The organism is Sphingomonas glacialis (assembly GCF_014653575.1).
Classification (GTDB): Bacteria; Pseudomonadota; Alphaproteobacteria; order Sphingomonadales; family Sphingomonadaceae; genus Sphingomonas; species Sphingomonas glacialis.
Genome location: NZ_BNAQ01000001.1, coordinates 1,045,033 through 1,058,631, shown reverse-complemented (window position 1 = coordinate 1,058,631; position 13,599 = coordinate 1,045,033). Strand labels below are relative to the sequence as shown.

The window sequence follows — 13,599 nt, the reverse complement described above, 5'->3', positions numbered from 1 at the left end:
CCGCGTCATGTGGCGGTCGATCGGGAGCAAGTGCTCCTTGCAACAAGCGCGCGCGCGAAGCATTCAGCATCGAGCGGCAACGACCCCGGGACTGATCCAATGCGCCTCGACGATTTCGACCCCAACATCAACGTCGAGGACCAGCGCGGTCAAGGCGGCAGCGGATTTGGCGGATTTGGCGGCGGCGGCGGTGGGGGCGGCTTGCTGCTCGGGCTGCTGCCGATGGTGTTCAGCCGCTTCGGCTGCGGCGGCGTCGCGATCCTGCTTGCCGTGCTGTTCTTCTTCGGCGGCGGGATGGGCATGCTCGGCGGTGGCGGAACGAGCCAGCGATCGGCGCCGACCGAACAGGTCGGGCAGCCGAGCTCCGGCAAGAGCGCGACCGCGAGCTGCACCACCGATGCGGCAAGCAAGGTTGCATGCAACGCCTTCAGCTCGGCCGACAAGACCTGGGCGTCGATCTTCCAGCGGGAAGGCAAGACCTTCCAGCAGCCGAAGCTGGTCTTCTTTGCCGGCAACGGACGCTCGGGCTGCGGTGCGGCGCAGAGCGCGATGGGGCCCTTTTATTGCCCGCGCGACCAGGGCGTGTATCTCGACACCAGCTTCTTCGACGAACTGGCCAATCGCTTCGGCGCGAAGGGCGATTTTGCGCAGGACTATGTCGTCGCGCATGAATTCGGCCATCACATCCAGAATTTGCTCGGCACGTCGGATCAAGTCGCGTCGATCCAGCAGCGTGGCAGCGCGCTCGAGGGCAACCAGGCCTCGGTCAAGCTCGAGCTACAGGCGGATTGCTATGCCGGCGTGTGGGCCGCGCAGAACAAGGATCGGCTCGACGCGGGCGATGTCGAGGAAGGCATGACCGCCGCACAGGCGATCGGCGACGATACGCTCCAGAAGCAGTCGCAGGGCCGCGTCGTGCCCAACAGCTTCACGCACGGCACCTCGGCGCAGCGCATGGCGTGGCTGCGCAAGGGCATGGATAGCGGCGACCCCGCGCAGTGCGACACCTTCTCGGGCGCGCTGTAACCGGACCAACAAAAAGCCCCTCTCCACTGGGGAGAGGGGCCGAGGAGCGGCGCGACGGAAGGGGGGCGGCTTCCGTGTCGTGCGCCACCTTTCGCGCGGCTGGCCCCGCTCCCGACCGGGAGCGGGGCGCCTCGCGTCAATAGGTCCGCGTGGTCTGGCCGAAGCCCTGCGTGCCCGTGGTGGTCTTGTCGTCGCTCTTTTCAGCGCGATGCGTGCCGTCTTCGTTGAAGAACGCCTGGTTGCGTTCTTCGTCACGCCAATGTGCCTTGGCGTCCTCGGCGGTCTTTGAGATCGTCACCTTGTCGGCGACCGACTGAAGCCAGCGCGACGGGATCGAGTGATGCCGGCCGCCGGCATCGGCGTCGTTCTTCGTCAGGATGATCCGGTCGCCGCGCACCTTGTCGACCGTGCCGACATGCGCGCCGTCCGAACCGACGACTTCCATATGCTCGGTGACCTGTGCGAGCGAGCCGCGCTGCGTCTGGCGCTGGGTGCGCCACGTGCCGAATTCGCTGTCGAACTTGCTGCGGTTTTCCTGGCGATATTCGTGATAGTCGCGGTCGAGCGCGTCGATCTGCGAGCGGCGCCAGTCGCTGTAATGGTCATCACTGGGATGGCCGGAGCGCTGCTCGTCATAGCGTGCGTCGAGATCGCGGCGGCGATTGGCTTCCTCGTCGCCGAACCACGAGCGGACTTCGTCACCGGCGCGGTCGAAGAAGCCGCGATCGTCATAGTCATAGCCCTGCGGCTGGCGCCCATAGCCCTGTTGGCCGCGACCCTGCTGGCCACGATCCTGCTGGAAGCGATCGTTGGTGGTGCCGCGGTACATGTCGGGACGGCCATAGTCGCGTGCGCCGTAGCGGTCGCCCTGATTGCCGTTCTGTCCGTAGCCGCTGCGGCCATCATTGTCCCGGCGGTATCCGCCCTGGCCCTGATAGCCCTGACCTTGATAGCCATAGTCGCGCCCGGACTGCGGCTGGGAGTCACGGCGGGCGTCGTCGTTATAGCGGTCGCGCTGGCCGAATTCGTCATAGGCGCCCCAGGGCTGGGCGTCGCGGCTGCCATAGCGATCGCGGTCGGCGCCGTAGGAATCGCGGTTGTTGGATTCGCGGCCATACCCTCGGCCCTGGTCGCGATCGTCATATCCACCCGAAGTGCTGCGGGGATAGCGTTCATAACCCATGATATCGTCCTCCTGAGACGGTGAACGCCGCGCCGCATGATCTGCTCGTGTCGGCGGGGCTGTTCAATACAGCGCAGGAGATCGCCATCCGTTCCGGGACTTAGCCGCGTTCGGGCCGCATGCGTCGCAGCCTGCATTCGCTTCGTCGCAAGGAAATTTCTGCCGACGAAGGCGGGCAGTTGCGTCGCTCAAAAAGCCTCGTTAAGGCGGCGTACCGCCCAGAAACACGGCGCGGGCGTGGTGCGGGGCTGTAGCTCAGATGGGAGAGCGCTGCAATCGCACTGCAGAGGCCAGCGGTTCGATTCCGCTCAGCTCCACCACGCCAGATGTTGCTCTCGATCAAATCCGCTCCGCGCTGCATCGCGGGCCTAGCCGCACTGCCTTCCTTCGGGCACGATGCGCCGCATGTCTGCTGCCAGCCACCTGACTCGTCCGCTCAAGGGCTTGATCGTCGGGCAAGTGCGCGCCGTGTTCAATGATGCGGCGCGGGGTGAAAAGCCCGTGCAGCGCCACGCGGACGCACTGTTTCCGCCCGATTCGGTGGCGTGGCGCGTCCATGGCGACGTCACCTCGATGATGGTCGGCGGGATCGCTGCGCTGCTGCTCCAGATGCTCCATCCCAAGGTGCTGGCCGGGGTGTGGGACCATTCGGGCTTTCGCGACGACATGCAGGGGCGGTTGCGCCGGACCGCGCGCTTCATCGCGGTCACCACCTTCGGCGCGCCCGACGATGCGCGCGCGCTGATCGCGCGCGTGCGGCAGATCCACGATCATATCGGCGGTACGTTGCCCGATGGTACGCCGTATCGCGCCGCCGATCCCGCATTGCTCGCCTGGGTGCATGTCTGCGAGGTGCTGAGCTTCCTCGATGGCTGGATCCGCTACGGCGAGCCGACCATGTCGCGCGCCGACCAGGACCGCTACGTCGCCGAGATGGCGCGCATCGCCGCGCCGCTCGGCGTCGATCCCGTGCCGCACAGCCGCGCCGAGGCCGAGGCGATCATGGCGGCGATGCGGCCCGAGCTGCAGGTCGATGCGCGCACGCGCGACGTGGCGAGCGTGCTGTTCGACCAGCCTGCGCCCTCGGTCGCGGCGGGCCCGTTCGCGTCGATCACCTTGCAGGCCGGGGTCGATCTGCTCCCCCGCTGGGCACGCGCGATGCATGGCCTCGCGCAGCCGAGCCTTGGCGTGCCGTTCCTGCGCGCCGGCACGTTCGGCGTCGCGAGCACGCTGCGCTGGGCATTCCGCGCATGAGCACGCCGATCCCCGCCGCCACGCTGGTGCTGTTCCGCGAAACGGGTGGCCCGGCGCCCGACCTTCTGTTCGTCGAGCGATCTCGCGCGATGGTGTTCGCGGGTGGGGCATTGGTGTTCCCGGGCGGGCGCGTCGATCCGGGAGATCGCGCGCTCGCGCTCGAGCTTGGCGGCGACCCCGACGATATGGCGGCGCGGATCGCCGCGATCCGCGAGACGATCGAGGAAGTCGGCGTTGCCGTCGGCATGTCGCCGATGGCGGGGGCGACGCTCGAGCGGCTGCGCGCCGCGCTGCATGACGGTGTCGCGTTCGGCGCGGTGCTCCACGACCTGTCGTTGACGCTCGATCCGTCGGCGCTGACCGGCTTTGCGCGGTGGCTGCCGGCGCACGCGGCGAGCCGGATCTTCGACACGCGCTTCTATCTCGCACGGCTGCCCGCGGAGTCGGCGGCCGCGGTGGTCGATGCGACCGAGAATGTCCGCACCTTCTGGGCGACCGCGCAGGATGTGCTTGACGATGCCGATGCGGGCCGCGCGACGATCATCTTCCCGACGCGGCGCAATCTCGAGCGGCTCGCGCAATTCGCGGATTTCGATGCCGCGGTGGCGGATGCCCATGCGCATGAAATCCGTACCGTGACACCGTGGAGCGAAACGCGCGATGGGCGCGAATATCTCTGCATTCCCGACGATCTCGGCTATCCCGTCACCGCCGAGCCGATGAGCGCGGCGGTTCGGGGGTAGCGTCGCGCCTCAGTGCGGAAGCGCGGTCGATTCGACCTTTTCGACCCATTTCGGATAGAAGGCCGGCTGGCGGTTCGACCAGCCCGATGCGGTCGCCGCCGCTTCGCTGATCGACTGGAGCAGCTTGCGCCGCAGATCGGGATGGAGATGCGGAAGCGCCGCCGCCGAGCAGAACGCGGCGGGCAGCCACGGCCGCACTTCGGCGCCGATCAGACGTTCGTACAGGAAGCGATACGCTGCGAAAGTGGTGAGCCGGCCCTGGCCGAGATCGAACGCGGTGACCGTCATCAACGGCGTCAGGAACGGTTCGATCGCGTCGAGCCCGGTATCGTCGGGAAGCAGCGCTCGGATCGCGGGGAGGCGGGTGTAGAGTCGGGCTTGCGCGCGAATGCTCGCGGTTTCGACGCCATCGCGCGACCAACGTTCGATCGCGTCTTCACGGTCGAGGCCGATGTCGAGCGAGCGACGCACGTAGCGCTGCGTCGCCGAGGCAAAGGTCGCAAATTCCTGCATTTCCGACAGCGTCATCGCGCCATTGGCCGGTTTCATTCGAGAGCCCATTTCCGTCACCCCACTCTAAAGTGCAGTCGAGTAACGTTGCGCCTCAAGGCCTTTCGCCATGGTTAACGCCGCACCGTCCCCGCCCATCAAGCGACCACGTTTCGTGATGCGACGCAACATATCTTATGATAGAAATGACTGATCAGAAGGATAAGTTCGCGATCTGCGGCGATCGCGCAACATCTGCGCGACCGCCGCTGGAGTTCAGTCGGCGTCGCTCGCGCGCTTGGCTTCGGCGTCCGAGTCATAGCCCGAAGACTTGGGCGCAGCGCCATTGTCGCCCGGCTGGGTGTTCGAGGGCGGATCCGATGCGTCCATCGACTCGTCGAGCGCATTGTCGAGGGCCGCATCGGGGCTGTCGGGATTGCGTTCGAGCCGCTTGGCGATCGACTCGTCCTGGCCAGCATTCTGCCGCGGATCGTGAATATCCTTGGCATCGTCGGGGTTGCCGGGCGCGACCGACAGGCTGTCGAGCGCTTTTTGATCAACCAGTTTGGTGTCTTCGGTCATCTTGGCTCTCCTGAATAGCAGAAAGCCCCAACACTCGAGCGCGCCGCGGTGTTCCCTCAGGACAGTTTCGTGACCGCAACATTCTGCCAGTTGAGCGTAGCGGTGCCGAACACGGTCATGAACGCGATATCGGTGGCATCGCGCCCCACCGCGACGCGGGCAAGGTCGGCGCACGATGCCATTCCGGTCGCGTCGATCAAATGCCAGCCGCCATCGATCCACAATTCTGCGACGGCGTGGAAGTCGGGCGGATCGACGCCGGGAGCATAGGCCGAGACGCAGCGCGCCGGGATGCCGCCAGCGCGCGCGAGCGCGACGAGCAAATGCGCATAATCCCGGCACACGCCGCGGCGTTCGGCAAAGGTCATCATCGCGGTGGTGGTGCCAGTCGATGTCCCACAGGCGTAGGTCAGATGATCGCCGACCCACTGCGTCAGCGCGATCGCGAGCGGCCCGGCCGCAAGACCCGGAAATTCCTGATGGACGAAGCCCTCGAGCCGGTCGGATTCGCAATAGCGGCTGGGGAGGAGATAGGGGATCGTCTCGCCCGGCATCAGGCGGATCGGCGTATCGCCAAGCGTCGCGAGGTCGATCGGCGTTCGGGCGATTTCGACGATCGCCTTGTATTCGGCGCGGAATGGACCGTCGCCGCGCGCCCAGCAGCGCTGGCCGATCCCGGCTTCGCCCGGCACCGCGCGGAGCGGGGTGTCGGTGTAGACTCGCATGTCCTGCAGTTCGAGCCGCTGGTCGATGCCTTTTGCGGCCTCGATCAGCAGCAGCACATCGGCCGCGCCATCGATCGTATAATCGAGCGTTACATCGATCCCGAGCCGCATGCTGGTCTTTCGCGCAAAAGAAAGGGCCCGACGGAGCGGTCCGCCGGGCCCTGTAAGATGGTATCCCTGATACGCTTAGTTGCGGTTGCCGAACAAGCGCAGGATGAACAGGAACATGTTGATGAAGTCGAGATAGAGGCTGAGCGCCGACATGATCGTCACGCGCTGTTCGTCCGACGTACCGGCGACCTGCGCGTAGAGGCTCTTGGTACGCTGCGTGTCGTAGGCGGTGAGGCCCGCGAAGAGCAGCACGCCGACCAGGCTGATCACGAAGCCGAGCGGGCCCGACTGCAGGAACATGTTGAGGATGCTCGCGACGAACAGGCCAACGACGCCCATGATGAGGAAGGTGCCGAACGCCGAGAGGTCCCGCTTGGTGGTGTAGCCGTAGAGGCTCAGCGCGCCGAACGAAGCCGCCGTCGCAAAGAACGCCTGCGCGATCGCGACGGGCGAGTAGACCAGGAAAATCGTCGAGAGCGACAGGCCCATCGCGACCGCGAAGCCCCAGAACATCGCCTGCAGCGTGCCGTTGGTCATGCGTGCCTGACCAAAGCTCATGCCGAACACGAAACCGAGCGGGGCGAGCGAGATGACCCACTTCAAGATGCCGGGGCCACCGAAGACCTGCGCGGCAAAGCCGCTGGCGACGAAGCCGAGCGCGACGATACCCGTCAGCAGCACGGCCGACGCCATGTAATTATAGACAGAGAGCATGTAGCGCCGCAGACCCGCGTCATACGCGTCGGTGCGCGTGGTCCCGGCCGTCTGGAATGCCGAGGCATTCGAACGGGGATCAGACCAGTTTGCCATTGCGAAAAGCTCCTAATGACCGGCCAAGTGCCGGATACCAGCAATATCGGCCTTCACCCGGACCATTTCAAGCGAATCCGCAGAGCGTGAGCGGTAGCGTTTTGTGGCAGCAGCACTTTGTTACAAACGCGCTTCCCCAGCGTGTGTGCGATCGTCCCGTCGCACACGCGCCGAGGACGTGCGAAAATCGCTTTCGTATTTCGGGTATGGTCTGCTAGGTCCATCGGCAGAGCAGAAAATGCCGAGAGGATCGATTGATGGCGACCATTCCGGGTTCCGCGCCGACGCGCGCGCCGGCCTATGCCTGGTATGTGCTCGGCATCCTTTTCCTCGTGTACGTGCTCAATTTCGTCGATCGGCAGATCATTTCGATCCTCGCCGAAGACATCAAACGCGATCTGCATTTGAAGGACGAGGATCTCGGCTTTCTGTACGGGACGGCGTTTGGCGTATTCTATTCGTTGTTCGGGATTCCGCTCGGGCGGCTCGCCGACAATTGGCACCGCGTCCGCTTGATGACGCTCGGGCTCGCCTTGTGGTCGGCGATGACCGCGTTTTCGGGGATGGCGCGCAGCGGCGGGATGTTGGCGACCGCGCGGATCGGCGTCGGCATCGGCGAGGCCACCGCCAGCCCGTCGGCCTATTCGCTGATCTCGGATTACTTCCCCAAGCGCCTGCGCGCGACCGCGCTCGCGATCTATTCGTCGGGCCTGTACGTCGGCGGCGGGCTGTCGCTCGGGATCGGCGGGCTGATCGTCCAGCGCTGGAACCACGCCTATCCCGATGGCGGACCGTTCGGGCTGCACGGCTGGCAGGCGGCGTTCATGATCGTCGGCATTCCGGGTCTGGTCCTCGCGCTCGTGATCGCGACCTTGCGGGAACCGATCCGCGGCGCGGTCGAAGGCCTGCCCGAGCCGCCGGCGCATCCCGCGCCGTTCAAGGAATTCCTCGCCGAGCTCGTCACGATCCTGCCACCGTTGACGCTGATCGGCGCGGCGATGGGCGGGGGCAGGGCGCTGCTGGTCAATCTGCTCGGGCTGGGCGTCGTGGTCGGCGCGGTGACGCTGTTGATCGCGTTCGGCGAGCCCTGGCCGCAATGGGTCGCGATCGGGATCGGCGCCTATGCGGTGTTTTCCTGGGCATGTGCGCTCAAGCGCCGCGATCCTCCGACCTTCCGCTTGATCGTCGGCAATCCCGCCTTCCTGTGCGTCGTCATCGCGTACGGCCTCAACGCCTTTGTCAGCTATGCGGTGAGCTTCTGGGCATCGCCCTATGTCCTGCGCACGCTGCACGAGACGCCGGCGATGGCGGGGCTGTTGGTCGGGTCGAGCGGGGCGCTCGGCGGGTTTCTCGGCGTGACGCTTGGCGGCATCGCGGCCGACCGCTTGCGGCGGCGCAACCCGGCGGGGCGGTTGATCGTCGTGCTGTTCGGGGCGACCGTCCCGCTGCCGTTCGTGATGCTGGCGTTCACCGCGACGTCGACGATGGTGTTCTATCCCGCGGTATTCCTGTCGGGGATCTGCGCCAGCACCGCGCTCGGCGCGGCGGGGGCGACGATGCAGGATCTCGTGTTGCCACGGATGCGCGGCACCGCGACGGGGACGTTCTTCATCGGCACCACGCTGCTCGGTCTGGCGATGGGGCCATATCTCGCTGGGCGGATCTCGACGCTGTCGGGGAGCCTCTCGACCGGCGTGCTGTCGCTGCTGCTCGTCGCGCCGATCACGATCGCCGCCGCCATCGGCGCGTACAAGCTTGTCCCGCGCGCCGAGGCCAATCGTGAGGCCTGGGCGCGCGCGGCAGGGGAAGCGATCTAACGGCTAGCTCGCGGCGAACACGCCGCAGGCGATCCGCCCGCCGCTATTGCCCGACGGGTCGGTCATCAGATCGTCGGGCTTGTCGTGAATGACGATCGCCGCGCCATCGGCATCGAGCAACGCCGCCATCGTCGCGGCGGGCAGCACCGCGCCGATCGTGCCGCGCCCGTTCGACCCAACGATCAGATTGGGCATGTCGCCCTCATGCGGGCCTTGCGGGTTCATCGACCCATGCTTTGCGCCAAGCGGATTGAAGTGGCCGCCGGCGGTGGCGAAATCGGGGGCGTCGCAGCGCCCGACGGTGTGGATATGCGCGCCGTGCGTGCCCGGCGGCAGGCCCTGCAGGTCGAGCGTCACACGCAGCCCGCCGGTGACCTCGGTCACCGTCGCGCGCCCGACATCGGCACCATCGGCGGTCCGCAGCATGGCGACCGCATGCGCGCCTTGCGCGATCGGCGCGCCGGTCTTGCCGGGGTGCTCGGTATTGCAGGCTGCCAGGCCCAGCAGGGCCGTCGTCGCGATCATCACCTTACGCATCGGATCCTCCTTGTTTCAGGGCTGCTTGCTGCGCGCGAACGCCGGGTTGCGCAACCGCGCACGACGTCGCCCACGAAAAAGGCCCGCGCGACAGGTGTCGCGCGGGCCATGAACGTGCGGTGCGGCGGTTTAGTTCGCTGCGCTCGTCCGGATATTGCCGTTGATGCCGTTCGGGAAGAACCCGCCACCGACCAAAGCCGACTTCGACAGATAGACGATGTTGAGCACCTGGCCCGTCGTCCGGCTGTAGGCGAGGCCGTTGGCATCGGTCGGCACGATGTTCGACTGGCTCGCGTCTGGGCCAGCGATGCCCTGATCGTCGTCGCTTGCGCCATCGAGGCTGTCGCGCGCATCGCTGATCTTGCCGGCCGCGGTGACGAGCGACGGCGTCGCCAGACCCTTGGCATAGAGCACCGTGCGGACGAGGCCGGCATGATAGGCCTCGGCCGCGAGGATCCCAGCGGCCGCCTCGAGATAGGTCTTGTTGGTGATCAGCGGCGACGCGCCCTTATAGGCCGACACGCCGACGTCTTCGAAGATGAAGGCGCCGAGCAGGAAGTTGACGTCGCTGGCATAGGGATCGAACGTGCCGGCGGTGTTGTCGATCGCGCCGCTCGCGTTGGTCGCGATCCCGGCAGCGCGCGCCGCCATGGTGAAGGCGCCATTGGCACCGCCGTCGATATTGATCGCCGGTTGCGCCACCGCTGCCGACCCAAGCGCCGAGCGCAGGAAGGTGACGTGCGCCGCTTCGTCGGCCGCGATTTCGCGGGCGTATTGGGCGACGACCGGGTCGGTGAAGGTGACCTGGCGGCCGCCGACGACGGCGCCCTGCGTTCCCGTGCCGGTCAAGGCCGACGCCGGGAGGCCCTGGCCGTACACCGCGTTCACATAGAATTGCGCCTCGAGATATTCGAGGTTCAACGCGAAGTTGAGCACGTCGAGATCGGTCTGCATGCTCGACGATGTCGTCGGCGTCGGCGTCGGGGTCGGGGTGGGCGTGGGTGTCGGGGTCGTGCTGTCGTTGCACGCTGCAAGCAAGGACAGGCCACCGGCCGCTACGGTCGCGGTTGCGGCGGTGCGCATGAAGTGACGACGCTCCTGGCGGCGGCGTTCACCGGCCTCGAGGACTTGCGCGAGTATGGTCTGATCGGTCATGTCGATATCTCCCCAAATGGGAACGGCGCGGCTTAGTTCGCGGCGCTCGTCTTGATGTTGCCATTCACGCCAGCCGGGAAGAACCCGCCCATCGTGACCGAAGCATTGTTCAGATAGACGATGTTGAGCACCTGGCCGGTGGTCCGGCTGAACGCGATGCCGTTACTGTCGAGCGGCACGATGTTCGATGCAGCGCCGCCGTTGATCGTCGTCGGGGAGATGCCTTGATCGAGGTCGGTCGCCCCGTCGAGCGAATCGCGGGCGTTCGAGATCGCATCGGCCGAAGTGCGCAGCGACGGCGTCGCAACGCCGCGCGCATAGAGCGCGGTGCGCACGAGTGCGGCATGATACGCCTCGACCGCGAGGATGCCGGCGGCCGCCTCGATATACGTCTTGGTGAGCAGCGGGGCAGCGCCCTTGTACGCGGTCACGCCGACGTCTTCGAAGATGAACGCGCCGAGCAGGAAGGCGTCGTCGTTCGCATAAGGATCGAACACCGAAGTCTGCGCGGTGCCGGCAGGGGCGGAGGCGATCAGGCCTGCGGCGCGGGCGGCCGAGCTGAATGCGCCGGTTGGCGTAATGCCGATGTCGATCGCGGGCTGCGCGACCGCCGAACTGCCGAGGGCTGTACGCAGGAAGGTCACGTGCGTGATTTCATCCGCCGCGATTTCCTTGGCATAGGCGGCGACGAGCGGGTCGGTGAAGACGACCTTGCGGCCACCGACCGCGGCACCTTGCGTACCGGTGCCGGTCAGCATCGATGGCGACAGGCCGACGCCGGTGACGGCCACGCTGTAGAACTGTGCCTCGAGATATTCGAGGTTGAGCGCGAAGTTGAGGATGTCGGGATCGGTCGGGGTGGTCGGGTCAGCTGCCGAGGCGCGGCTGCCCATCGACATCGCGCCGATGCCGGCGCCTGCGACGGCTGCGGCGCCAAAGGCAGTCTTGAAGAAATCACGGCGTTCGTTGCGGCGTTCGACACGCCGATCCAGAACGTCGATCAGTTGCTTGCTTACATCGTCGGTCATCGGTTCAGACCTCCCCTGCTGCGAGTGCATCGTCGAACCATGACCGCGACGTCTCCGTGGCGGACCTTGATCTGCGATGTCACCGCTTCGCCTACACACGACAGGACGCTAACCGCCGCGAGACCGCTTTGGCTGTTCTTGTCGGCGCAGGTACGAGAGCAGGCGTGCGTAAGACGCACGCGGCACGAACAAATTTGCAGTTAGTTGGGGCGTTGCCTGGTCAGAGGCCGATCTTGCGCGCGCGCTCGACCACGTTGGGGTCGAGGCTCAGCGCCAGCGCGCGGTCGCTCTCGGCTTTTACCGTATCGCCGCTCTTCGCCGCGACGAGGCTGCGCATGTACAGCGTCCAGGGGTTCTTGGGCGCGATCGCCAGGGCGGCGTCATAATCGGCGAGCGCCTGGCGGAGCTCACCGCGCCGCAGCCGGATCAGCCCGCGGCTGTCGAGGTACGACGGGTTTTTGGGCTGGATCCGGATCGCGGCGTTGCAGTCCGACAGCGCCTTGTCGGTCTCGGTCCCGAGCAAGCCGCGTGCCCAGCAGCGGCCGTTGAGCGCCGATGCGCGACCGCTGTCCTCCGGATGGCTGGCGAGCCATTGATCGTAATTGGCAAGCGCGGCGGTGGGTTCGTCGAGCCGGTCGTACAGGCTCGCAACGGCGAGCCGCTTGTCCGACGAGGGGGCGATCGCGCGATCGGCGGCTTTGACATCGTCGAGCACCTCGGCGCGTGGCGCGATCGAGACTTTCAGCCGCGCCCGCGCGATCCGAGCGTCCGGGTCGCTCGGCGCAAGCCGGATCGATTCGGCGAGATCGCCGAGCGCCGCGTCGCGCTGCCGATTGGCGAGCCGCGCCATCGCGCGCTGATAGAAATAGCGGCCCTCGGTCGGGGCGAGCGCGCACGCCTTGGAGAAATCGAGCAACGCCTCGGTAACGCGGTGGTTGGAAAACAAGACCGCGCCGCGCCGGCTATATTCCTCGGCGGTGGTCGGTTCGGGTGCGGTGTTGGTCAAGTCGAGCGCCTTGCCCTCGGCCGACATCGCGCCCTTCGGCGTCAGGTTGAACACCGGGCCACCCTCATAGGTGATGAACAGCGCGCGATTGGCGTTCGACACGAACATGCGGTGTGTCAGGAAGAAATCGGCACCGACCAGCATGTCGACATCCTGCATCCCGATCTCGGAGATGGTCAGGCGCGGCCGGCGGATCGCTTCGCCGCCAATGTCGATCGTGTCGAACGGCGCGAGCCACGCCGGCACCTGCCGCGCGCCGAGGCCACGGCTGAAGCCTGTCCGGATGACGCCGGGGGAGTCGGGCGTTACCCCCGCGCGCTTGGCCGCGGCGAGCGACACCAGCGAGCTTTGCGCACCACTGTCGAACATCGCGCGGATCTTGACGCCGTTGAGCAGGATCGTGCCAATCGTATGCGGTTTCCACGGCCCAGGCCCGGGTGCAGCGAGCGCGACCAACGTGGCGGGCTTGTCGCCTGCCCAATACGCCAGGTTGATCTTCGCGCAGCCGGTCGTCTTCATCAGGCGCACGACGCCGTGTGGCAGATCATATTCGACGTCGGCGAGCCCGAGAATGTTCTGGCCGAGCAGCCCGGCCGTCCCGGTGTCGCTGCCGGCGACGAAGAAATCGACCTTCGGCACCACGACGCCGCCGAGCGTGAAGTTCTTCGCAGTGATGAACCCTGCCGAGGAATCGCCGCCGATCCCGGTGATGCGGAAGGTGGGGGGCAGCGCCTGGACGCGCTCGCCGATTTCGGCGGCGTTGGCGCGCGAGATCGTGCTGTAGAACGCGCCGCTGTCGAGGATGAAGCGCGCGTCCTTGTCGCCGAACTTGGCGGACACCATCGGCGACCGGCCGTTCATCGTAACGGGAAGCTCGAGCATCTTGGCCATTTGACAGCGCGCCGGCGTGGCGGCGATGGCCGGCAGGGGTGCGATCAGCGCGGCTGTGGAAAGGATCAGGCGCAAGTGTCGCATCGATAGCCCCTCATGTCGCAGTCCCGCGCTGCCGTGCCGGAGTGAAAATCTCCAGTCTCCTCAACGCCAAGCCGGGATCCGGCCCGCCCGAGACGTAGCGCGCCCGGCGCCTGCGCGAATAGTGAAAAAACGCTCACGCGCCGAAGATTGCGCGCGTC

13 protein-coding genes and 1 tRNA gene are annotated in these 13,599 nt (G+C 66.6%); 5 read left to right on the top strand and 9 right to left on the bottom strand.

Annotated elements, in window-relative coordinates:
- Positions 1-99: 99 nt before the first annotated feature.
- On the top strand, positions 100-1,026 hold the full coding sequence (gene ypfJ, locus IE187_RS05000) for a KPN_02809 family neutral zinc metallopeptidase (RefSeq protein WP_189675320.1): 927 nt from the start codon (positions 100-102) through the stop codon (positions 1,024-1,026).
- Between the two features lie 136 nt (positions 1,027-1,162).
- Here ypfJ and IE187_RS04995 read toward each other — a convergent pair whose 3' ends face one another.
- Positions 1,163-2,209, bottom strand: coding sequence for a DUF2171 domain-containing protein (locus tag IE187_RS04995; RefSeq protein ID WP_189675319.1), 1,047 nt, complete (start codon positions 2,207-2,209; stop codon positions 1,163-1,165).
- A gap of 244 nt (positions 2,210-2,453) precedes the next feature.
- On the opposite strand from IE187_RS04995, the gene IE187_RS04990 reads away from it, so the two are divergent.
- The 3 genes from IE187_RS04990 to IE187_RS04980 all read left to right on the top strand — a co-directional run bounded on the left by IE187_RS04990 (position 2,454) and on the right by IE187_RS04980 (position 4,206).
- Positions 2,454-2,529, top strand: a tRNA-Ala gene (locus tag IE187_RS04990).
- An 85-nt stretch (positions 2,530-2,614) separates the two neighbouring features.
- Entirely contained in the window at positions 2,615-3,463 is an 849-nt protein-coding gene (locus tag IE187_RS04985) for an oxygenase MpaB family protein (protein WP_189675318.1), read from the top strand.
- Entirely contained in the window at positions 3,460-4,206 is a 747-nt protein-coding gene (locus IE187_RS04980) for an NUDIX hydrolase (RefSeq protein ID WP_189675317.1), read from the top strand. Before IE187_RS04985 ends, IE187_RS04980 begins: the two co-directional genes overlap by 4 nt.
- A 9-nt stretch (positions 4,207-4,215) precedes the next feature.
- Here IE187_RS04980 and IE187_RS04975 read toward each other — a convergent pair whose 3' ends face one another.
- From IE187_RS04975 to IE187_RS04960, 4 genes are all read right to left on the bottom strand, one after another.
- Positions 4,216-4,755: a hypothetical protein gene (locus IE187_RS04975; RefSeq protein WP_438810915.1), complete on the bottom strand. Its 540-nt coding sequence runs from the start codon at positions 4,753-4,755 to the stop codon at positions 4,216-4,218.
- Positions 4,756-4,971: 216 nt separating this feature from the next.
- Entirely contained in the window at positions 4,972-5,277 is a 306-nt protein-coding gene (locus IE187_RS04970; protein ID WP_133189583.1) for a hypothetical protein, read from the bottom strand.
- A 56-nt stretch (positions 5,278-5,333) separates the two neighbouring features.
- Positions 5,334-6,113 (bottom strand): transglutaminase-like domain-containing protein, encoded by a 780-nt coding sequence (locus IE187_RS04965; protein WP_189675315.1) that lies wholly within the window; start codon positions 6,111-6,113, stop codon positions 5,334-5,336.
- A 75-nt stretch (positions 6,114-6,188) separates the two neighbouring features.
- Positions 6,189-6,923: a Bax inhibitor-1/YccA family protein gene (locus IE187_RS04960; protein WP_133189579.1), complete on the bottom strand. Its 735-nt coding sequence runs from the start codon at positions 6,921-6,923 to the stop codon at positions 6,189-6,191.
- 257 nt (positions 6,924-7,180) lie between these two features.
- Between IE187_RS04960 and IE187_RS04955 the strand changes: the two genes are divergently transcribed.
- A complete protein-coding gene (locus IE187_RS04955; protein ID WP_133189577.1) occupies positions 7,181-8,740 on the top strand; it encodes a spinster family MFS transporter in 1,560 nt (519 codons plus the stop codon).
- 3 nt (positions 8,741-8,743) lie between these two features.
- Here IE187_RS04955 and IE187_RS04950 read toward each other — a convergent pair whose 3' ends face one another.
- The 4 genes from IE187_RS04950 to IE187_RS04935 form a co-directional block, all read right to left on the bottom strand.
- Positions 8,744-9,277 carry a superoxide dismutase family protein gene (locus IE187_RS04950; protein WP_189675314.1) on the bottom strand — a complete coding sequence of 178 codons (534 nt, stop codon included), beginning with the start codon at positions 9,275-9,277 and terminating at the stop codon, positions 8,744-8,746.
- Between the two features lie 129 nt (positions 9,278-9,406).
- Positions 9,407-10,432, bottom strand: a complete 1,026-nt coding sequence (locus IE187_RS04945; protein WP_189675313.1) for a ferritin-like domain-containing protein — start codon at positions 10,430-10,432, stop codon at positions 9,407-9,409.
- Between the two features lie 32 nt (positions 10,433-10,464).
- Positions 10,465-11,460 carry a ferritin-like domain-containing protein gene (locus tag IE187_RS04940; RefSeq protein ID WP_133189571.1) on the bottom strand — a complete coding sequence of 332 codons (996 nt, stop codon included), beginning with the start codon at positions 11,458-11,460 and terminating at the stop codon, positions 10,465-10,467.
- Positions 11,461-11,680: 220 nt separating this feature from the next.
- Positions 11,681-13,441, bottom strand: a complete 1,761-nt coding sequence (locus IE187_RS04935; RefSeq protein WP_189675312.1) for a retropepsin-like aspartic protease — start codon at positions 13,439-13,441, stop codon at positions 11,681-11,683.
- Positions 13,442-13,599 lie beyond the last annotated feature (158 nt).

Excerpts from the sequence above, each read along its gene's own strand:
- ypfJ (WP_189675320.1), top strand. The coding sequence starts at position 100 with ATGCGCCTCGACGATTTCGACCCCAACATCAACGTCGAGGACCAGCGC.
- IE187_RS04995 (WP_189675319.1), bottom strand. The coding sequence starts at position 2,209 with ATGGGTTATGAACGCTATCCCCGCAGCACTTCGGGTGGATATGACGAT.
- IE187_RS04985 (WP_189675318.1), top strand. The coding sequence starts at position 2,615 with ATGTCTGCTGCCAGCCACCTGACTCGTCCGCTCAAGGGCTTGATCGTC.
- IE187_RS04980 (WP_189675317.1), top strand. The coding sequence starts at position 3,460 with ATGAGCACGCCGATCCCCGCCGCCACGCTGGTGCTGTTCCGCGAAACG.
- IE187_RS04975 (WP_438810915.1), bottom strand. The coding sequence starts at position 4,755 with ATGAAACCGGCCAATGGCGCGATGACGCTGTCGGAAATGCAGGAATTT.
- IE187_RS04970 (WP_133189583.1), bottom strand. The coding sequence starts at position 5,277 with ATGACCGAAGACACCAAACTGGTTGATCAAAAAGCGCTCGACAGCCTG.
- IE187_RS04965 (WP_189675315.1), bottom strand. The coding sequence starts at position 6,113 with ATGCGGCTCGGGATCGATGTAACGCTCGATTATACGATCGATGGCGCG.
- IE187_RS04960 (WP_133189579.1), bottom strand. The coding sequence starts at position 6,923 with ATGGCAAACTGGTCTGATCCCCGTTCGAATGCCTCGGCATTCCAGACG.
- IE187_RS04955 (WP_133189577.1), top strand. The coding sequence starts at position 7,181 with ATGGCGACCATTCCGGGTTCCGCGCCGACGCGCGCGCCGGCCTATGCC.
- IE187_RS04950 (WP_189675314.1), bottom strand. The coding sequence starts at position 9,277 with ATGCGTAAGGTGATGATCGCGACGACGGCCCTGCTGGGCCTGGCAGCC.
- IE187_RS04945 (WP_189675313.1), bottom strand. The coding sequence starts at position 10,432 with ATGACCGATCAGACCATACTCGCGCAAGTCCTCGAGGCCGGTGAACGC.
- IE187_RS04940 (WP_133189571.1), bottom strand. The coding sequence starts at position 11,460 with ATGACCGACGATGTAAGCAAGCAACTGATCGACGTTCTGGATCGGCGT.
- IE187_RS04935 (WP_189675312.1), bottom strand. The coding sequence starts at position 13,441 with ATGCGACACTTGCGCCTGATCCTTTCCACAGCCGCGCTGATCGCACCC.